Genomic DNA, 19,127 nt, shown 5'->3' with positions numbered 1-19,127 from the left:
TTGGATCTTTTTATAACTTATTAAGTTTTACATATCGAATGTAACCTTTTCCTTCTGTTTTTGTTGTAATACCTTCAGTTGTAAAAGGTAGTTCTACATCTGAAACATTGTATTTTTTATCTTCAACAGCCGTTTCAAAACGTACTTTGTAACCTTTGTTCAGATATTTGTCTTCAATAGAAAACGTAGAGATACTTCTGTCTCCATCTGCTACAGAAGCTCCAGTAATTGCATTTAATTTTACAGGTTTTTTACTCTGAAATTTGTGCCATTCTTTCAATGTATCATGCCATTTTGTATCAGGACCCATCACATAAAGTGTTTTTTCGTAAGCACCTTTTGGGTTAATTAAAGAAACTACAACATAAGCACCTTCACCGCCATAACTGGTCAACTGAAGCATACATTTATATTTTGAAGCCTGTGCATTGGCAAAACCTGCACAAAATAAGGTCATTAAAATTCCTAAAGCCTGAATTTTAAAATATTTCATATTATTTATTTTAAAAAGTCGATTGATACGTTATTATTTTTTAAGCTTTCATTTTCTGAAGCAAGATCGTAAGCGGTTTCGTCAAATTCTGTTTTGATGGTTTTATTGGCACCCAAAGAAACCAGATATTTTAAAATTGTATCATCTTTTGCTACCAAAGCTGCTTTTTGAAGAGCGGTCATACTTTCTTTGTTAACAGAATTTACATCAATTTTTAGATCGCTCAATTTTTTCAGAAGATCAAGATCATTTTTTGCAATCGCTAAATGAAGCAGTGTATTACCGTCTTTTTGTGAAGCAGTAACATTTATATTATTCGATTGAAGAATATTTAATTTTTCTGAAAATTCATCAGGACCTCTTTGTGGACCAGGTCTGTAAGACTGAATTAAATAATAAGCTAAATTATTTCCTTTTGCATCAACAATTTTAGCATCAGCTTTATTTGAAATTAAAAATTTAGCGATCTCTGCAGAACCACTTTGAATGGCCTGAGTTAAGGCAGATTCTCCATTAGAATTTACAGCATTGATGTTTTTGGTTTTTGCTGCAATTGCTTTTACATTTTCAAGATCTTTTCCTCCTGAAGCCGTAATTAATGCATTATTTCCTTCACTGTCGGTTTTATTGGCATCAACTCCTTTGCTGATCAGATAATCGATGATTTCTTTCTGATTATTTTTTCTTGCAATAATCTGTAAAGCGTTTGCTCCGTTTGCATTGGTTGCAGAAGGATTTAACTTTACTTCATCAATTAAATATTGATAAACAGAAAGCGTATTCGTAACTGCTCTTGTTCCTGTTGCAGCATTGACCAAAGCTTTATCTGAAGCTTTTACACCCTGGTTTTTTAATGATTTTAAAAGCTCGATATTGCCGAAGCTCGCCGCATAATCAAAAGCAGTTGCTCCGGTGTCATCTACATCCTTTATAGACAGACCTTTTGACGTGAAAAGTTTTTGTAAAGAACCATCTTTATCATTTCCAATTGCCAATAGCAAAATATTGGCTCCGTTTTTATATTTGTGTTTCGGATTTACACCAGCTTTGAAGAATGTTTCGTATACTTTTGGATCATTTAAACCAAACATTGCAGCAAAAGCAAGAGGCGTTAAACCTTTTGTATCTAATTTATTAACATCAGAACCTTTAGAAATAAAATATTCAATGATTTCAGGATTTCCAGCCATTGCAGCCCAGTGAAGATAAATTCTACCATCATGAGTAAGCTTGTCTACTGCATTTCCTTTTTGCTCTAAAAGAAATTTTACAGTTTCCAGAGGTGCTTTATTGGTAAGGGCAAGAGAAACCGGATCGAAAGTACTTCCATTAAATTCAGAAGCACTGTTTCCATTGGATATTTCTTGCTTTACTTTTTCTACATTAGGTTTAGATTTCCAAAAATCTGCCTGTAATAAAGTGTTTTTTTGGGCACTGATTATTACAGAAAATAATAATAGAGCAGAATACAATATCTTTTTCATTGTTATTTTTATTTATTCTAAATACTGAGCGCAAAATTAGTGTTTCCTATCGAAGTTGAAAAGGAAACTATACAGAAATTTGAGCTTTAATTGTTGATTAATATCATTAAATGAATAAAACCAGGAAGCTTTAAAATAGTTTATGCGTTAGGTCATAAAAAATTATAACGAAAGTTTATAATTTTGAGTGTATAGATAGTATCAATCCAATTTTATTTGTCTATGTTTATAACTCAAGTTTTTTAAGACTGTCAATGTTTTTTGACAGTCTTTTTATTTTAATAATTATTCGGATATACCACAAATCTTATGGTTGGCAATAATTTTGTTCTAACTGAAGAAATATTAGTTTATGAAAAATTCAGTGAAAATTGCCTTAGGTATTGTTGCCGGTGGAGTTTTAGTCTTTTTAAATCAAAAAAGAAAAGGAAGAAACAATAAAAATCACACATTTACGGCTCCAGATGGAAATCAGTACAAAGAAAATCAAATGTACCGAACTGCTGAAGGAGAAGTTTTTAAAAACGGAAAAAAGATTCGTCTCGAAACTCCGGAAAATATCCTTTCAACTCATAATCATGTAGATGCGAGTTTTAATAATCAACATCTGAATGATCATTACAATTCAAATCAGCAGGTTTCTTATCATCAAAAAGGAACTAGACATCGTTAAATTTAGCAATCATTGGCGCTGTAATTGGCTTTTTCCAATTCGTCCTCCATTTTTTCTATCTCAGCTTTAGATTGTTTTATCTTTTTCAAATTGACCTTAAGCTGTTTTTTTCCATCAGGAGAAATCCACAGTCCTTGAAGGGTTTCTGAATTACGTTTTAAAAGCATAATTCCTGTATTATAATGCTCAACAAAAGTATATTGTTGAGCTTTTTCAGAAAAAGTAGTATCTAAAAGAATCCAGTTTGCAGTTTTGTTGTCGGTGTATTTATAAATTCCGGAAGCAATAATACTCGGACAGCCTGTTTCTTCAATTTTCAGATAAAATGAAATATTTATTTTTCCGTCGATGGTTCCGGTATATTTTTCTTGCTTAAGAATTTGCTGAGCATTGATTGCTAAAGATGAAAACGATAAAAGTAGAGTAGTGATAATTTTCATTTTATTCTTTTTTAAATAACGTTTTATCTTCTTCTTGCTCAAGAATCATTTCATTTTTTTCAGGATTGAAAATTAATTTAATTCCTGCCAAATCAAATGTAAATATATTGTTTTCTAAAGCTTCTGTTGGGAATTTATCTTGTCCTGTTGCTTGAGCATACAAAACATTGTTTTCTTTTGTAATGGTGACTTTCATCGGAAAATTTTCTGCAGAATAAACTCCTAAAAATTGATTAAGTTCTTTATCACTGTAAACTGCTTTTTTAGCCGTTGTAACAATAATTTTTTCATTATTAATAATTTTTCTTGCACTTTGAGCAGGAATCTCTGTTTTGTGAGTGTCTATATTTTGTAAAATAATAATAGTTTGGTCTTTAGATAAATTTCTTTCTATATAATTGGTATACCCAGCCCAAGATCCGGAATGCGCGACTACTTTACCGTATTCTTTATTTTCTCCAATTTGCCAACCAAAACCATAATTCGTCATTTTTCCATCATTAAGTTTTGTTCCCTGAAAAATAATGGCTTTATCTTTTTCATTCACCAATTTATCGGTGTATAAACTTCTGTCCCATTTTAAAAGATCTTCTGTGGTAGAATTGACCATTCCGTCACCTACCATTCCGTCAAGATAATAAGTGTAGTATGATTTTCCCAAATCGTCAGGTGAAATAATAGATCCAAAATCATTTTCGATAAATCCTTTTGCATAATTTTCTATAACTTTTGGCTGAAATCTACTTCTGTAAACAAAAGTATTTTTCATACCCAAAGGTTTAAAAATATTTGCTTCTAAATAATCTCCAAAAGTCTTTCCCGAAGCTTTTTCAATAATATATCCTAAAAGAGCATAACCTGTATTGCTGTATTCATATTTTTCATTGGGTTGAAAATTAATTTCTGGTTTGTATTTTGCAAATTCTGTGACGATGTCTTTGTTTGTTGCAAACTTTGATTTATCCCAGTTTTTTTGAAATAATCCTATATAATCCGGAAGTCCGCCTGTGTGGTTTAAAAGATTTCTTACTGTAATATTTTTATAGAAAGAAAGTTCAGGGATAAATTTAGAAATAGGATCATCATATTTTAACTTTCCCTGTTTTTCAAGCAAAACAATTCCCATTGCTGTAAATTGTTTGGAAACAGAAGCCAGTTCAAAAATTGTTGTATTATTCAGAAGTCTTTTCGTTTCATAATCTGCAACTCCAAAGCTTTTTTGGAAAATAATTTTCCCTTTTTCAGCAATTAAGACATTTCCATTAAAGATTTTGTCTTCATAATTTTTTGTGAAAAGACTGTCGAGTTTGTCCGTTTTAGTTTTTTCTTGAGCATTGACGGTAATTACGACTGAAAATAATATCGGAAGAAGAAATTTATTCATTGGTAAATATAATTTTTAACTAATATAAATGTAATCACTGAAATGTGATTTTTCAAAGATAATTATTTTTTATAAATCAATTACCAAATATTTGTCGATGAAATGTAGGTTTCTGTTGCAGATTCAAATTAAAAAAGGGTAGCTTTATTGGCTTATTTTTTGAATCTTCAAATAAAATGACATCATGTTTTTAGTAACTTTTTTAAACTTTACCTGGAAAGAATTATTCTTGGGAACCGAAGATTGGGGATTTCTTCTGGAAATTGTACTTCGTACGATCATTATGTTTCTTACCATTATTATAAGTCTTCGGGTTTTAGGGAAAAGAGGGGTGAAGCAACTTTCAATCTTCGAGTTGGTTGTGATTATCGGATTAGGTTCTGCAGCCGGAGATCCTATGTTTTATAAAGAAGTGGGAATAGTCTCGTCGATGCTTGTTTTTTTGGTCATCATTATTTTGTATTCTTCTATTACAGCATTGATTGGAAGATTCAAAAAAATTGAAAATTTATTTGAAGGAAAGGCAATATGTCTTATTGAGCACGGAGTTTTTGCCATCGAAAATTTTAAAAAAGAAAACCTAGGAAGTGATGAGTTTTTTGCAGAATTAAGAGTGAAAGGTATTTCTCATTTAGGTCAGATTGAGTTTGCTATTGAAGAAGTTTCCGGAGAAATAAGTGTTTTCTTTAATGAAGATAAAGAGGTAAAATACGGACTTCCGATCATGCTGAATTCTTTGGATCATCCAATGAAATATATCAAAAAAGAAGGACATTATTCTTGTACATTTTGCGGTTTTACAGAAAAAAAAGAAGAAGGAAATGCTGGAAGCTGTAAAAATTGTGGCAAAGAAAATTGGGTTGAAGCCAGCAACAAAATAAGAGTGACATAAAAAAAATCCCCAACCTAAGTCAGGGATAATAATATAAAAATATGAAGTTTAATCGCTTCGTTTTTAAATGGCTGCTTTATGAAAAGAGCTTTTAAGAAAAACTGTCGTTTCTTTTCCAAAAAGACAAGAGAAAATATTTTGGAATTCGTGAATGTATTTACATTTTATCGTATTCCCATAAATTTTTAAACCTTCAAAAATCTTTTTTGAATTTAAATCAATATCATATTTAATGAAAGATTCTGGTCTCTCGTAGCGAATAATCTGTTGATCGGAAGCGTAAGTTTTCAAAAAACCAAATTTCTCTAACCAGTCTTCTGTAATCTGAATAGGGCTTATTTTTTCTGCCGGTACAGAAATAGCATGACTTTCATTTTCAATCTTAACAAAATAATCCTTTTCATTCTGGAAAATCTCTGTTATCGTAAAAATCTCTTTTTGATATTCAACAAGATTTTTAATTTTTAAATCTGTAACTTTCATATTATTGGATGGTGGTATTTATTATGTTAACTAATAAGTTACAAATACTATGCCCCGCATCACTTATGTGGTACTTAATTTAAATGAATTTTCAATTTTTTGTTTTTAAAAATAAAGATTATTCTTTTACTGCTTTTTTATAAGTCTCCAAAGCTCTGTTTCTAGCAAAAGAATGTTCAATGATAGGCGCTTTTACAGCGTGTTTCTCAGGATTCCACTGAGTAATATATTTTAAATCTTTATCAAACTTTTTAGTTTGTTCACTCGGATTAAATATTCTGAAATAAGGTGCCGCATCGCAACCACAACCCGCAGCCCATTGCCAGTTTCCGTTGTTGGAAGAAAGCTCGTAGTCTAAAAGTTTTTCGGCAAAATAAGCTTCGCCCCATCTCCAATCGATGAGAAGGTGTTTGGTAAGAAAGCTCGCGACAACCATTCTTACTCGATTATGCATAAATCCGGTCTCATTGAGCTGTCGCATTCCTGCATCTACAATTGGATAACCGGTTTTTCCTTCACACCAGAGTTTAAATTCTTCTTCATTATTTCGCCATTGAATATTTTCATATTTTTCTTTAAAGCATTTTGTGACAACTTTTGGAAAATGATACAGAATCTGCATAAAAAATTCTCTCCAAATTAATTCATTCAGCCAGGTTTCGTTATTTTCTGAAGCATATTTTACACATTTTCTGATAGAAATTGTTCCAAAACGCAAAGCAATTCCCAATCGTGTCGTTTGATTTAAAGCCGGAAAATCTCTGTTTTTGTCATAAGTTTCTATCACATTTTTATCTAGAACAGGTTCAATGAAAACCATATCTGTTTTTTCAAAACCAATTTCTTTCAAAGTATGAATGTCTTTAGTTTTAAATGAATAAAAATTTTTAAAGTTAATTTTTGCTAAATGAATTTCAGTTTGATGAAATTTTTCTTTCCATTTTTTTGAAAACGGCGTGTAAACCGTGTAAGGCAAACCATCGTTTTTTACAATTTCATTTTTTTCAAAGATGACCTGATCTTTATAATCTTTAAAATTGATCTTGTTTTTATGGAGAAAATCTGAAATTTCCTGATCGCGTTTTATTGCATTTGGTTCATAATCTCGGTTACAGAAAACAGTTTCAACATCAAATTCGTTGATGATTTCTTTGAAAATTTCTAGTGGTTTACCGAGATAAGTTTTGATTCCTGATTGGTGGCTTTTGAGTTCATTATTGATTTTTTCGAGAGCCTGATGAATATAATCAACTCTTCGGTCTGATTTGTTTTCAAGCTGATCTAAAATTGCGGTATCAAATATAAAAATTGGAAGTATTTTCTGATCGGATTGTAGTGCGGCATTGAGACCTGTATTATCCGAAAGCCTCAAATCTCTGCGAAACCAGAATATATTAATTTTGTTCATCTTTTTTAAATTTATGAAAGAAGAAAAGATTCCACAGAATCATTTCGTAACCATAGACTGTATCTTCAATAGGAATCGTTAAAATTCTGAAACCTATAAAATCTTTTGGATTGTAATTAACAATGGGAGAATCGAGTCCGGTTCCGGTGAGAATTCCATTAACGGCCAAAAATCCGGGCATTAAAACCAGATAAATAAAAGAAGCTTTACCAATCCATTTTACTTTTAAAACAAAATAGAGTACCATTAAAGTGATTGCTGTGGTAAGAAAAGTAACAAGAGAGTAAATTTTATCTTTAAATAGAATTGCTAAAATAATACAAGCAATAATTGAAATAAGTACAAAAACCTTTTCAACAGAAGGTTTCCAGTCTAGTTTAAAGAATTTATCTAAACAGAAATAGGTAAATACACATGAAAATGGAATGCAGATAAAAAAAAATAATTCCTCAATCGGAAGTCCGAAAAGTCGTTTGCCAATTAAATATTTATCATTAAACCACCAAACTCCATTTACCGTGAACCAAACATCCCATGCAATAAAAAATAGAGCAACAATAATTGAGGAAAGCAAAAAAGCTTTAAAATGTCTGTGAAATTTAATTTTCGGATGAAAAGAAAATATAAAACAGATAATTATTGTGAAAAAATTAATCGCTAAATACGTGTATTGCAACATTTACTGTTTATTTTTATTAAAATACATTTTAAAAAACTTCACAGGAACCCACAAAAAGCCAAAGCATTCGCCGTGCTCTTTTCCTGTATGTTTATGATGCTGTTTGTGACCTCTTCGAATGGCCAGTAAATAAGGGTTTTTTGTGTTCTTTAAAATATTGAAACGCTGGTGAATAAAGATATCATGTACAAAAAAATAAGCCATTCCGTAGATCGTTATTCCAAGAGCGATATAAAAATAAATATTGAAATCATTAATCGTTCCATAGTACATTAATGCAATGGTTGGAATAGCGAAAATGGCGAAGAAATAATCATTTCTTTCCATATGTCCTTCGTTGCTGTGATCGTGATGATCGCGATGAAGCGGCCACAAAAAACCGTGCATAATGTATTTGTGAACTAGCCAGGTAATTCCTTCCATCGTAAAAAATGTAGCTACAACAATTAAAAAATTCATGCTATTTTTTATTAAATGTTTCTTCTAAAATTTTAAATCGGTAATCAAAAATATGTTCCAATTTTTTCTTTACCATTACACTGTGCGCTATTTCTCCTAAAAAACCAAAAGGCAATTCGTAACTTACTGTATCTATCATTAAAACACCTTTATCATTCAGAATAAACTCATGAAAATGATTCCATAGTTTGAAAGGACCTTTTTTCTGAAAATCTGTAAAACTTTTTTCAAAGTTAACTTCCGTAATTTCGGTTTGCCAGTTTAATTTTATTCCCAAAAGAGGCGAAATGTAATAATCGATCAGCATTCCTTCATAGATCTCATCATCAGAAAGCTGTGTTATTACCACAAATTTCATGTCTTTTGGGGTAATTTCTGAAAGATTATTTGCCGAAGAAAAAAATTTCCAGGCAGTTTTTATATCGCAGTTAAGTTGTTGTTGACGCTTAAGCTGGTGTACCATTTTTTTTAATTTATATTTTATAGGAAAGACATTTTGTATTGCACATAACTGCTCATCATTAAAGAAAATTTTCTACCGTTTGATATTCTTATCCTTTGGTTGATAATTTTATTGGCTGAGGTTTTTTTTATTTTCCTGAAAAGAGAAGTATAATATCGATAAGCCAAATAAACCCCAAATCTTGATGAATTGGGAAGTTTTTTGATGCCTTCTAAAGCTTCCTTAAATTCATCATAAATTTCTTTTTCAATTTGAGACTTTACAACGTTATCAAAATAAGAAATATCAACATTCGGAAAATAAGTACGTCCCAAGATCTGATAATCATCTTTCATGTCACGAAGAAAATTCACTTTCTGAAAAGCTGAACCCAATTTCATCGCAGAAGGTTTCAGTTGATTATATTTTTCTTTATTTCCGTCAACGAAAATATGAAGACACATTAAGCCGACAACTTCTGCAGAACCGAGAATATATTCTTTATAAAGTTCAGAATCATAATCGATTTTCTGTAAATCCATTTCCATACTTTTAAGAAACTGATTAATCAGTTGCACATCGATTTCATATCGGTGAATCGTCTCCTGAAACGCCTGCAAGATTGGGTTTAAAGAAATTTTTTCTTCTAAGGCCTGGTTGGTTTGCTCACGAAATCTAGCCAAAAGAGTAGTGCGGTCAAAACCATGAAAGCTGTCGACAATTTCATCAGCCAATCTTACATATCCGTAGATGGCATAAATAGAATTTCTGATCTTGGGTGAAAGCGCCAAAATTCCCAAAGAAAAACTCGTGCTGTATTGTTTTGTGGTCTGTTTGCTGATCTTATAAGAAAGTTCATCGAAAAGTTTTTTCATATTCTGTGGTTATTTAGTGGCTTCGGTTGCGGCTATTTTTCCGGATATAATCGAGGGCGGAACTCCCGGTCCTGGAACGGTGAGTTGCCCTGTATAAAAAAGATTTTTTACTTTTTTATTTCTCAGTGAAGGTTTCAAAACTGCGGTTTGATTCAGCGTATTTGCCAAACCATAAGCATTTCCTTGGTATGCATTGTAATCGTTTTTGAAATCATTAATGCAATAGCTTTTCTTATAATCGATTTTTGATAAAAGATTTGATGATTTGGTGTGTTTTTCAAGTCTTTCAATCATTTCAAGAAAATATTTTTCTCTGATTTCTTCGTTATCTTCAATTCCTATTGCGATTGGCATTAAAAGAAATACATTTTCGCAATTTTCGGGAGCTACATTTTTATCTGTTTTTGACGGACAACAAGCATAAAATAAAGGTTTTGTCGGCCATTTTTTATCTTCGTAAATTTCAGAAGTGTGTAGATCTAGATCGTTTTCAAAAAACAAAGTGTGATGTTTTAAATCTGAAATTTTTTCTTTAAATCCTAAGTAATAGATCAAGCAAGAAGGTGCAAAAGTTTTCTTTTTCCAATAATCTTCGTTGTAATTTTGATATTCTTTTGGAAGTAAATTCTGTTCTGTATGATGATAATCAGACGAAGCAATTACACTATCAAACTCAATTTCTGAACCGTTGACAATCATTGATTGCGCTTTACCATCTTTAATTTTAATTTCTTCAACATTTGAATTTAAATGAAACTGAGCGCCTTGTTCTTTGGCAATTTCAGACATAGCTTCAATCACTTTATAAAAACCTCCCATCGGATACCATGTTCCCAATTTGTAACCACCATAATTCATCAGGCTGTACAAAGCCGGAATATCTTTTGGGGCAGCTCCGAGAAAAATAACCGGAAATTCCATCAGCATAATCAGTTTTGGATGTGAAAAATATTTTCTTACAAAACGGTGAAAATTAGATAGCAAATCAAGCTTTAAAGCACTTTTTGCAATCTTTGGAGAAACAAATTCAAACCATGAATGACAGGGTTTTGTAACGAAATCTTTCATGCCGACTTCGTATTTGTATTGAGCATCATTCATGAATTCGTCAAGCTTTTTTGCTGCTCCTTTTTCGGTATTTTCAAAAAGATCACGCATTTCAGAATAATCTTTCGGAACAGCCATAATTCCGTCAGAAAAAACCATTTCAAATTGAGGGTTTAAAGAAACCAACTGGTAATAATCAGAAGTTTTTTTATTAAATGAATTAAAAAAATCTTCAATAATATCGGGCATCCAATACCAACTTGGGCCCATATCAAAAACATAACCGTTATCGGTGGTAAATTGTCTGGCTCTTCCTCCTAAACTACCGTTTTTTTCAAAAACGTGAACTTCATGACCAGCTTGTGCAGCATAAGCTGCAGCAGATAATCCTGAAAATCCCGAACCAATAACTGCTATTTTTTTAATCATAATTAATTATCATTAAATGAATATTCTTTAAAGACCGTATCTAATAAATTTGTACTGTCAATATTTCTGCCAAAAATAGGATTGTGGAAGTGGTCAAGTTTATGTAGAAGTTCAATTAAAGTATACTTTTCGTCTTCTGTAAGATTTCCACTGACGATTTTGGTAGCATTTCTGATATTAGTCATTTGCTTTTCCAGTGTTTCCAGTCCCTTTTCAGTAATACTCAATACTTTCGATCTTTTATCTGTTTTAGAATCAGATTGTTTTACCCAATTTTGTTTAATTAGTCTATTAATAATCAAGTTTCCGACCGGTTTGTCCTGAATATTTTTCTTAATCAGTTCGGTTTTGGTCATATTACCAAAAGATTTTAGAGTGATCAGATATATAAATTCTTCTTGTGTAGAAAATTCTGAACCGGCAATTGCAGACTTTGAATAGGTTTTTGCATATCTGTTCATATGAACAAGTAGTGTACTAATAACGCTTTCCGGACTTCTTCCGTTTTCTTTTCCTTCCCAAACAATATTCTTTTGAGTAGGTGTTTTTTTATTTTCTTGATGCTGAACCCAGGTTTTAAATCCTTCAATATCAGAAGTATATTGTGAATTTGTATTTTCAGAATCAAATTGTTCAAGCAACTGAATTACATCTTTTGCTAAATTATAATTCATAATTAAATCATTTATAGTAAACAAATATACTTAATTTGTTTTAAATAATATATTTATAAACTAGTTTTGTTTTAAATAAAAAAATAAGACTTTGAAAAACCAAAGCCTTATTCTTCTTTAATTAATGTTTACAAGCTATTTAATAAGTAGTAGAGGAGAGATGAAATTAAATTTGATCAATCCATTGATAAATGTCGATATTCTGAGGAATATCTAATTTTTTTCTAATTCGATACTTCTTATTCTGAACCGTTCTGGTTTCTATAAAACTTATTCTAGCGATATCTTTGGTTGAAAGCTTCATTTTTAACAGGGCGCAAAACTCAATTTCTGATTGTTGTAAATCAGGATTCTTACTGAGAAGTTGATTAGAAAACTCAGGATAGACTTTTTCAAAAGTAAATAAAAAAGCAGGATCCTTTTTCTCTAAAAGTTCCATAAGATGATGATAGGTTTCCCTGCGGTCAATTTCCGGTTTAACTTCCGGCTCAACTTTACTTTTCTTTCTTTTAAATGTTAGGAAAGCACCGCAAACGATCGCGGAAATTGCTGGAATAATCCAATACCAGATAGGATTTTGAGCGTTTTCCTGTTCTTTTTTATCCTTACTGATTACTTCCTGTAAAGAATTGTATTTGCTTTTGAGAGATTTTAGTTCATATTGCTCAATTTTATTGCTGTAAAAATGAGCACTGTCTTTATTATTCAGAATACTGTATATATCTTTTAATGAATGATAAATCTGATTATTATTAAGTTCTGTTCCGTTCTTGTTGCTTATAAATAATGCTTTATGAAAGTTTTTTATAGAATTTTTGTAATCTTTTTTGCCTTTATATACTTTTCCAATTACAGAATAATTATCAATCATCGATTTGTCATCGATTACATCCGAAGGTTTAATTAAAATTGATTTTTTGGCGTAATGATAAGCCGAATCTGAATTAATCTGGATGTAAATATTTGCCAGATTAGCATAATTCAAATATTGAAAATTGTCTTGTTCATTTTTATCCTTCAGCATTTTTCCACTTTCAATTTCTTCGTAAATCTTTTTTAAAGCTTCTTTTGGTTGATTTTTATCTAAATAAACATTGGCAAAACTATTCAGAACATTCGATTTTGCATAAAATATTTTTTTGCTGTTTGATTCATCTTTTTGAAGAATTTGATAGGCAGAATTTAGATATGAAATTGCTTTATCAGGAAATTTGTTGATAGAATATATTTCGGCAATATAAATATTAGACATCGCTTCAAAATAAATATCTTTATATAAACTCGATTTTTTTCGAAGATTCTCACTGGTGATAATCAGACTGTCCATCATATTTTTACTATAAAAATATCTGCATTTTCTGTCGAGAATTTTCATTTCAGAAATAGAGTCTTTCAGAATGATAGACTGTTTCAAGAGTCCGTTTAGTTCTTTATAAGCTTTGTCAATATTATTTTTATAGAGTTTAGAATTGTTGGAGATTTTGGTTTTCAGTTGTGAGGCAGTGAGATGATTCTGTGCTGCTGTCAGAAAACTTATAAGTAGAATGTTGAATAAGAGTATTTTTCTAAACACAAACATTGTAAATAAATAGATATTTAGAGAATTGAAAGTGTAAATTTAATAAAAATAGAATGGAAATTATATCAAATTAATATGATTTTTACCTTTAAAATTAAAAATAAATAATGGATAGGGTTGTAGTTATGACATCATTAAAAATGATTTGTTATTTTTTGCATAGCTTATCTTAATTCTATACTTTTGTAAAGAATACAGGTTTTCAGATCATTATCACTTTCATAAAACATGAAAGTAAAATTTGATTGTTTAAAATAATGATTAATAAGCCTTTACACAGTTTTCATATTCCCGTTATGGGATTATCTTACACGATAGACAGCCCGATTCGTGTCGCGCAATACGGAATTTCTTCAGTTATATCAATCATTGATGACGAAATTGTAGAGAAAATGAAAAATTTCTACAGCAAAAAATTCAATCTTAATTATTTTGGAATTTCTTCAAAAACCGAAGATTACAGAGCCAAAAGAATTACAGATTATCTCGACATGATGGACGATATCGTGACAGAGAAATTTGAATCTTTTAAAGAAGAAATTTCTAAAAATACAGATGCTCTGAAGAACTTCATGGCGATGCTTCCAAATACTTCCGAATTAAAAGACGGGCTACAGAATATTCTGAACCAGGGTGATTCCATAGCTTTAAATATTAAAAACTTTATAGAAAAAAATCTTACTCCGGGAAATATTGATGTCAATATTATGACTAAGGTTGATAAAGACAATTATCGTAATAATGAACAGCTTCCTGTTATTTTCAATGATGCACATGCTTCTCTTCGTGGGTTTGCCCAAAGTAAAATATCATCATCGATGGTACTTTCTGCGGGGATGAACCCTCGTTTGTACAGTTATATTGAAGAATTTGAAGACTTCTTTCCGGATGCTAATAATTTCATAAAAAAGAAAATCATTCTTAAAGTAAGTGATTTCCGTTCTGCGATGATTCAGGGGAATTTTTTGGCTAAAAAAGGACTTTGGGTTTCAGAATATAGAGTTGAATCGGGGCTGAATTGTGGTGGTCATGCTTTTGCTACGGAAGGTTTGTTATTAGGTCCGATCATGGAAGAATTTAGATTGAAAAAAAATGAATTGATTTCTTCGGCACATTCTTTAATGATTAAAGCTCTAGAGCAGAAAGAAAAATATATTCCGACTGAACCTTTAGAGATGAAAATTACGGTTCAGGGTGGAGTAGGAACTTCTGAAGAACATGATTTTCTTCTTGAAAATTATAAGGTTGACAGTATTGGTTGGGGTTCACCATTTTTATTGGTTCCTGAAGCGACATCAGTAGACCGTGAAACACGTAATCTTTTAGTGAAATCAAAACAAAATGATTATTATCTGAGTAATATTTCTCCTTTGGGAGTTCCGTTTAATACTGTAAAAGGAACATCAAATGAGATTTTGAAACATCATAAAGAAGCTAAAAATAAATTTGGAAGTTCGTGTCCTAAAAAATTATTGGCATTAAGCAAAGAATACTCTCCACAAGGAATTTGTACGGCCTCAAAAAAATATCAGGATATCAAACTGAAAGATCTTGCAACTGTAAGAGATGAAATTACTCAGAAGCAATTTGAATCAAGAAAAAAAGAAATCACAGATAAAGCTTGTCTTTGTGTAGGTTTAGTCAACTCAGCCTATTTGGAACAGGGAATTGAAATAAAAGGAGAAAAACAGGGAGTTGTAATTTGTCCTGGACCAAATTTGGCGTATTTCGATAAAGAGGTTTCTCTTTCAGAAATGATTCAGCATATTTATGGAAATAGAAATATTCTTCCTGAAACCGAGCGACCGAATATGTTTATTAATGAACTGAAAATGTATGTGAATCATTTAAAGAATGAAATTTCAGAATTTTCAGGAGAACTTACTAATTCTCAAATAAAAAAATGGAAAACTTTTAAATCTAATCTTTTTGAAGGGATTGATTACTATAAAGAACTTTTTGAGAAAACCTCTTTTTTCTCAACAGAAAAAGACCGAATTAAAAATCAGTTAGAAGGTTTTAAAATGAACTTACAGAAAATTTCAATCCCAGAATTGCAAAAATAAAACTTCAATCTAAGACCGAAGCGTAAAAATTTCGGTCTTAGGTTTTTCTTAAAGATATTCTTCTATTTTCCAATATCTTTTATTTTTGGGTTTACCGATGATCTGACTTTTATAAATGCTGTTTTGCCCGGAAAAAAAATAAGAAACAACGCAAGCGATAACAACATAAACTCCGCATTCTATTCCAAACAATTCAAAAGCCATTACGCTGCATGCAATCGGTGTATTGGTTGCTCCTGCAAAAACTGCCACAAAACCCATTCCCGCCAAAAGCGCTAAAGGTAAAGGGATAAAATATCCTAAAGCATTTCCTAAAGTTGCACCAATAAAAAATAACGGAGTCACTTCACCACCTTTAAAACCCGAAGCTAAAGTAATAATCGTAATAATCGCTTTTAAAGCAAAATCATAAGCCGGAAGTTGTTGCGAAAAAGAATCTAAAATTGTAGGGATTCCTAAACCAAGATATTTTGTGGTTCCCATTAACCAGACTGATACTAAAACAACAATTCCTCCAATCAACGGGCGAAGTGGCGGATAAGAAATTTTAGATTTAAAAAAATCTCCTGTTTTATGGATGGTTTTACTGAAAAAAGCGGCACAAATACCAAAGGAAATACCGGCAATAAGAGCATATAAAATATTCAATAACGAAATTTCAGGTACGAAATTGATGAGGTAATCAGTGTGATGGGTGTTTAAGAATTTTGTGACTAAATCCGCAATGATTGATGCGGAAATTGCAGGAAATAAAGCTTTGTATTTTATTCTTCCTGTAAGAGAAACTTCAAGCCCGAAGATCGCTCCGGCTATTGGAGTTCCGAAAACAGAACCAAATCCTGCCGCAATCGCAGAAATAATTAAAATTTTCCTGTCATCCGCTGAAAGTCTTAACGGTTTTGAAAACTGATCGGCAATTGATGCAGCCATTTGCAAAGCTGTTCCTTCACGACCTGCAGAACCTCCAAAAAAATGAGTAATCATCGTTCCAAAGTAGACCAATGGAGCCATCTTAAAAGGAATTGTCTTTTTGGGCTCATGAATGGTTTCTAATAATAAATTGTTTCCGGCTTCAACATCTTTACCAAAGTAGTGATAGAGTAAACCAACTAAAAATCCAGCTAAAGGTAAAAAAACAATAATCCAAAGATGATTTTCTCTCAATTGGGTTGCCCATTCTAAAGTCTGTAAGAAAAAAGCAGACGCACATCCGATAAAAACTCCAATAATTGCAGTAATGAAAAGCCATTTCACTACAAAAAATACAGAAGGATATTTTCTGAAAAACAATTGAATAAAAAAACTGAGAATTTTAAAAACTGATTTTTTATTTTTTTTAAACATAATAACCTGATTAAATGATAAACATTCAACTAATCAGGCGCCATCAGCTTTTTAATGCGGTTGGGTAAGGAAGACACCATTTCCTTTATTTCGAAAGAACAAATTTAAGATAAATATCTTATTCATAAATAATTTGACTGCAAGATTTGATTTAAAACTTTTTTAATCGAAATTTTCTATTGACTACATTTTTATTAAAACTAAATTCCAGAGCTGTTTTCCAAAGGTTGTTTCATAAATTAGCTTTACTTTTTAAATAATATAAAATCTGTTTATGGAAAAGATAAAAATAAAAAATACGGATCTTTTAATAGCACCGATAAATTTTGGAGGAAATATTTTTGGTTGGACTTTAGATGAGAAAAAATCGTTTGATATTTTAGATCAGTTTACAGCAGGAGGTTTCAATTTTATTGATACAGCCGATACGTATTCTTGGTGGGTAAATGGAAAAGGCGGTCAGTCGGAAGAAATTATCGGAAAATGGATGAAAGAAAGAAACAACCGAAATGATTTGGTGATCGCAACGAAAGTAGGCTCAGAAACAAAAGAGCATGGTTTCGACATCAGCAAAAAACATATTTTAAAATCGGTTGACGAATCTCTTGCTAGACTTCAAACCGATCGTATAGATCTTTATTACACGCATTTTGATGACCAGAAAACTCCGGTTGAAGAAACTTTAGAGGCGTATGATGAAATTATTAAAGCCGGAAAAGTAAGGTATATTGCGGCATCAAACCTTTCACTGGAAAGATTGAAAGAATCTTTTGAAGTTGCCGAAAAAAACAATCTTCCAAAATATGTTGCATTACAGCCGCATTATAATCTATTGGAAAGAGAAAAATTTGAATCTCAATATGCAGATTTGGTGAAAGAATATGATTTGAGTGTATTTACCTATTGGTCTTTGGCTGCAGGTTTTCTTACCGGAAAATATCGTAATGAAGATGATTTAAAGAAAAGTGCAAGAGGAGAAGGTGTCAGAAAATATTTGGATGAGAAAGGTCTTGATGTTTTAAAAGCTTTGGATGAAATCAGTGCAAGATTAGAAACAACTCAGGCTTCTGTTGCTTTAGCTTGGCTTTTAGCAAATCCTTTGGTGACCGCTCCAATTGTAAGTGCAACCAGTGAGTCTCAACTGAAAACTTTGTTTGCAGCTCCTGAACTCAAGTTAAGTTCTGAAGATATTGAGCTTCTAAATAAAGTAAGTCAATAATTAAGATCTTGTCATAAAAACCTCCTGTAAATCTATTTTGCAGGAGGTTTTTATTTGTGGGAATTTAGAACTGTAAAATACTTTTTTCAAGATCGTGATAAAGAAGAACTTTCCATTTATTTTCAATAGCTTCTTTTTGCCATTCTAAACGAAGTTGCATGGCTTTTTTACCATCGAAATCACTTTTGTAAGCGACATGATATTTTAAATAAGACTCTTGTGGGAGGTTATCGGCGCCATAAAATGTCGTTTCATTATTCTCGGTAATTTTGAAAATCTGCATGAAAGGACTGTGACCACCAACAACTTCATAATGAATTTCATCATTAATTTTTCCCTGATCATCATTCATCCAAATAATATTGGGTTGTTGAATAAGCGCTTCTAAAATTTCAAAATCAAACGATGGATTTCCACGGCTTTCAAAAGCAAAATCAAGTTCTCTTTTTTGAATATAAATTTCAGCATTCGGAAAATTAGGTTCAAATCCATAATCTGTTTTCACTAAAGTTCCATTGATGTGGTCTTTATGTAAATGTGAAAGCAAAACCTTTGTGATTTGACTGGTATGAATATTTTTTTCTTGCAAAATTTCATTGATAATCGGCTTTCCTTCTTTGTTTTTCCAGCCTAAACCTGTATCGATAAGAATATGATCATTTTCGGTAATAATTAAAAAAGGCTGAATAGACATTCTGACTCCTTTAGCTTCCGGATTTTCTTCAAGAATTTTAAAATTTTTAGATCTGTCGGCAATGAAATTACCTTCTTTTATAGGAATGATTTTCATTTAAGTATAATTATACCCTTGTTTTTTTTGAATAAAGTTAGAATAGAACTGCAAAGATACATCTGTAATATGGATGAAAATAAAATTTTGCTACAAAAAATAGAGCTGATGAATAAAAATTATTTTAAAAAACAAGGATGGCATCAAACATGCAACAGTACGGAGAAAGCAGTGAAAAAAAATATTAAAATCTTTTATGAATTATTAATTTAATATTGAAAAAAATTGTAATTTTAATTAAGAATGGTGAATTATTTTAATTCATGA

General features: G+C 31.1%; 19 protein-coding genes and 1 riboswitch. Of the genes, 4 read left to right on the top strand and 15 right to left on the bottom strand.

Annotation, left to right across the window (positions count from 1 at the left end; all coding sequences use genetic code 11):
- Positions 1–10: 10 nt before the first annotated feature.
- Positions 11–493 carry a DUF2271 domain-containing protein gene (locus tag BUR17_RS03755; RefSeq protein WP_074228919.1) on the bottom strand — a complete coding sequence of 161 codons (483 nt, stop codon included), beginning with the start codon at positions 491–493 and terminating at the stop codon, positions 11–13.
- Positions 494–498: 5 nt separating this feature from the next.
- Positions 499–1,977: an ankyrin repeat domain-containing protein gene (locus BUR17_RS03750; RefSeq protein WP_074228917.1), complete on the bottom strand. Its 1,479-nt coding sequence runs from the start codon at positions 1,975–1,977 to the stop codon at positions 499–501.
- A 352-nt stretch (positions 1,978–2,329) separates the two neighbouring features.
- Here BUR17_RS03750 and BUR17_RS03745 point away from each other — a divergent pair, with 352 nt between their 5' ends.
- Positions 2,330–2,650 carry a hypothetical protein gene (locus BUR17_RS03745; RefSeq protein ID WP_074228914.1) on the top strand — a complete coding sequence of 107 codons (321 nt, stop codon included), beginning with the start codon at positions 2,330–2,332 and terminating at the stop codon, positions 2,648–2,650.
- Between the two features lie 2 nt (positions 2,651–2,652).
- On the opposite strand, the gene BUR17_RS03740 is transcribed toward BUR17_RS03745, so the two are convergent.
- Positions 2,653–3,090: a hypothetical protein gene (locus tag BUR17_RS03740; protein WP_074228913.1), complete on the bottom strand. Its 438-nt coding sequence runs from the start codon at positions 3,088–3,090 to the stop codon at positions 2,653–2,655.
- Position 3,091: 1 nt separating this feature from the next.
- Positions 3,092–4,474 (bottom strand): serine hydrolase domain-containing protein, encoded by a 1,383-nt coding sequence (locus BUR17_RS03735; RefSeq protein WP_074228911.1) that lies wholly within the window; start codon positions 4,472–4,474, stop codon positions 3,092–3,094.
- A 184-nt stretch (positions 4,475–4,658) separates the two neighbouring features.
- On the opposite strand from BUR17_RS03735, the gene BUR17_RS03730 reads away from it, so the two are divergent.
- Positions 4,659–5,366 carry a DUF421 domain-containing protein gene (locus BUR17_RS03730; RefSeq protein ID WP_074228909.1) on the top strand — a complete coding sequence of 236 codons (708 nt, stop codon included), beginning with the start codon at positions 4,659–4,661 and terminating at the stop codon, positions 5,364–5,366.
- Positions 5,367–5,429: 63 nt separating this feature from the next.
- On the opposite strand, the gene BUR17_RS03725 is transcribed toward BUR17_RS03730, so the two are convergent.
- The 9 genes from BUR17_RS03725 to BUR17_RS03685 form a co-directional block, all read right to left on the bottom strand.
- Complete coding sequence (locus tag BUR17_RS03725) at positions 5,430–5,849, bottom strand: hypothetical protein (protein ID WP_074228907.1); 420 nt, start codon at positions 5,847–5,849, stop codon at positions 5,430–5,432.
- Positions 5,850–5,967: 118 nt separating this feature from the next.
- On the bottom strand, positions 5,968–7,257 hold the full coding sequence (locus BUR17_RS03720) for a cryptochrome/photolyase family protein (protein WP_074228905.1): 1,290 nt from the start codon (positions 7,255–7,257) through the stop codon (positions 5,968–5,970).
- Positions 7,244–7,936: a lycopene cyclase domain-containing protein gene (locus tag BUR17_RS03715; RefSeq protein ID WP_074228903.1), complete on the bottom strand. Its 693-nt coding sequence runs from the start codon at positions 7,934–7,936 to the stop codon at positions 7,244–7,246. The genes BUR17_RS03720 and BUR17_RS03715 overlap by 14 nt, the downstream gene beginning before the upstream one ends.
- Positions 7,937–8,395 carry a sterol desaturase family protein gene (locus tag BUR17_RS03710; RefSeq protein WP_074228901.1) on the bottom strand — a complete coding sequence of 153 codons (459 nt, stop codon included), beginning with the start codon at positions 8,393–8,395 and terminating at the stop codon, positions 7,937–7,939.
- Between the two features lies 1 nt (position 8,396).
- Positions 8,397–8,858, bottom strand: coding sequence for an SRPBCC family protein (locus BUR17_RS03705; protein ID WP_074228899.1), 462 nt, complete (start codon positions 8,856–8,858; stop codon positions 8,397–8,399).
- Positions 8,859–8,875: 17 nt separating this feature from the next.
- Positions 8,876–9,712, bottom strand: a complete 837-nt coding sequence (locus BUR17_RS03700) for a phytoene/squalene synthase family protein (RefSeq protein ID WP_074228897.1) — start codon at positions 9,710–9,712, stop codon at positions 8,876–8,878.
- Between the two features lie 9 nt (positions 9,713–9,721).
- Positions 9,722–11,188 (bottom strand): phytoene desaturase family protein, encoded by a 1,467-nt coding sequence (locus BUR17_RS03695; protein ID WP_185116681.1) that lies wholly within the window; start codon positions 11,186–11,188, stop codon positions 9,722–9,724.
- A gap of 2 nt (positions 11,189–11,190) precedes the next feature.
- Complete coding sequence (locus BUR17_RS03690; protein WP_074228895.1) at positions 11,191–11,862, bottom strand: MarR family winged helix-turn-helix transcriptional regulator; 672 nt, start codon at positions 11,860–11,862, stop codon at positions 11,191–11,193.
- Between the two features lie 166 nt (positions 11,863–12,028).
- The gene (locus tag BUR17_RS03685) at positions 12,029–13,441 is read right to left on the bottom strand and encodes a tetratricopeptide repeat protein (RefSeq protein ID WP_074228893.1); all 1,413 of its coding nucleotides are present in this window, start codon (positions 13,439–13,441) and stop codon (positions 12,029–12,031) included.
- A gap of 257 nt (positions 13,442–13,698) precedes the next feature.
- Between BUR17_RS03685 and BUR17_RS03680 the strand changes: the two genes are divergently transcribed.
- Positions 13,699–15,507, top strand: a complete 1,809-nt coding sequence (locus BUR17_RS03680) for a hypothetical protein (protein WP_074228891.1) — start codon at positions 13,699–13,701, stop codon at positions 15,505–15,507.
- 48 nt (positions 15,508–15,555) lie between these two features.
- Here BUR17_RS03680 and BUR17_RS03675 read toward each other — a convergent pair whose 3' ends face one another.
- Positions 15,556–16,851 (bottom strand): voltage-gated chloride channel family protein, encoded by a 1,296-nt coding sequence (locus BUR17_RS03675; protein ID WP_084550381.1) that lies wholly within the window; start codon positions 16,849–16,851, stop codon positions 15,556–15,558.
- Positions 16,852–16,878: 27 nt separating this feature from the next.
- Positions 16,879–16,944: riboswitch (Fluoride riboswitch) on the bottom strand.
- Between the two features lie 181 nt (positions 16,945–17,125).
- Here BUR17_RS03675 and BUR17_RS03670 point away from each other — a divergent pair.
- Complete coding sequence (locus BUR17_RS03670) at positions 17,126–18,070, top strand: aldo/keto reductase (protein ID WP_074228889.1); 945 nt, start codon at positions 17,126–17,128, stop codon at positions 18,068–18,070.
- Positions 18,071–18,134: 64 nt separating this feature from the next.
- On the opposite strand, the gene BUR17_RS03665 is transcribed toward BUR17_RS03670, so the two are convergent.
- The gene (locus BUR17_RS03665; RefSeq protein ID WP_074228888.1) at positions 18,135–18,860 is read right to left on the bottom strand and encodes an MBL fold metallo-hydrolase; all 726 of its coding nucleotides are present in this window, start codon (positions 18,858–18,860) and stop codon (positions 18,135–18,137) included.
- Positions 18,861–19,127 lie beyond the last annotated feature (267 nt).

The sequence above is a fragment of the Chryseobacterium scophthalmum genome (genome assembly GCF_900143185.1).
In the GTDB taxonomy this organism is placed as follows: Bacteria; Bacteroidota; Bacteroidia; order Flavobacteriales; family Weeksellaceae; genus Chryseobacterium; species Chryseobacterium scophthalmum.
The sequence above is the reverse complement of the archived record's forward strand: the minus strand, read 5'-3'. Positions and strand labels throughout refer to the sequence as shown.

Bases quoted from the DNA above. Each gene is read 5' to 3' on its own strand.
- BUR17_RS03710 (WP_074228901.1), bottom strand. From the start codon at position 8,395: ATGAATTTTTTAATTGTTGTAGCTACATTTTTTACGATGGAAGGAATT.
- BUR17_RS03670 (WP_074228889.1), top strand. From the start codon at position 17,126: ATGGAAAAGATAAAAATAAAAAATACGGATCTTTTAATAGCACCGATA.
- BUR17_RS03700 (WP_074228897.1), bottom strand. From the start codon at position 9,712: ATGAAAAAACTTTTCGATGAACTTTCTTATAAGATCAGCAAACAGACC.
- BUR17_RS03740 (WP_074228913.1), bottom strand. From the start codon at position 3,090: ATGAAAATTATCACTACTCTACTTTTATCGTTTTCATCTTTAGCAATC.
- BUR17_RS03745 (WP_074228914.1), top strand. From the start codon at position 2,330: ATGAAAAATTCAGTGAAAATTGCCTTAGGTATTGTTGCCGGTGGAGTT.
- BUR17_RS03705 (WP_074228899.1), bottom strand. From the start codon at position 8,858: ATGGTACACCAGCTTAAGCGTCAACAACAACTTAACTGCGATATAAAA.
- BUR17_RS03675 (WP_084550381.1), bottom strand. From the start codon at position 16,851: ATGTTTAAAAAAAATAAAAAATCAGTTTTTAAAATTCTCAGTTTTTTT.
- BUR17_RS03690 (WP_074228895.1), bottom strand. From the start codon at position 11,862: ATGAATTATAATTTAGCAAAAGATGTAATTCAGTTGCTTGAACAATTT.
- BUR17_RS03720 (WP_074228905.1), bottom strand. From the start codon at position 7,257: ATGAACAAAATTAATATATTCTGGTTTCGCAGAGATTTGAGGCTTTCG.
- BUR17_RS03730 (WP_074228909.1), top strand. From the start codon at position 4,659: ATGTTTTTAGTAACTTTTTTAAACTTTACCTGGAAAGAATTATTCTTG.
- BUR17_RS03750 (WP_074228917.1), bottom strand. From the start codon at position 1,977: ATGAAAAAGATATTGTATTCTGCTCTATTATTATTTTCTGTAATAATC.
- BUR17_RS03695 (WP_185116681.1), bottom strand. From the start codon at position 11,188: ATGATTAAAAAAATAGCAGTTATTGGTTCGGGATTTTCAGGATTATCT.
- BUR17_RS03665 (WP_074228888.1), bottom strand. From the start codon at position 18,860: ATGAAAATCATTCCTATAAAAGAAGGTAATTTCATTGCCGACAGATCT.
- BUR17_RS03725 (WP_074228907.1), bottom strand. From the start codon at position 5,849: ATGAAAGTTACAGATTTAAAAATTAAAAATCTTGTTGAATATCAAAAA.
- BUR17_RS03735 (WP_074228911.1), bottom strand. From the start codon at position 4,474: ATGAATAAATTTCTTCTTCCGATATTATTTTCAGTCGTAATTACCGTC.
- BUR17_RS03755 (WP_074228919.1), bottom strand. From the start codon at position 493: ATGAAATATTTTAAAATTCAGGCTTTAGGAATTTTAATGACCTTATTT.
- BUR17_RS03685 (WP_074228893.1), bottom strand. From the start codon at position 13,441: ATGTTTGTGTTTAGAAAAATACTCTTATTCAACATTCTACTTATAAGT.
- BUR17_RS03715 (WP_074228903.1), bottom strand. From the start codon at position 7,936: ATGTTGCAATACACGTATTTAGCGATTAATTTTTTCACAATAATTATC.
- BUR17_RS03680 (WP_074228891.1), top strand. From the start codon at position 13,699: ATGATTAATAAGCCTTTACACAGTTTTCATATTCCCGTTATGGGATTA.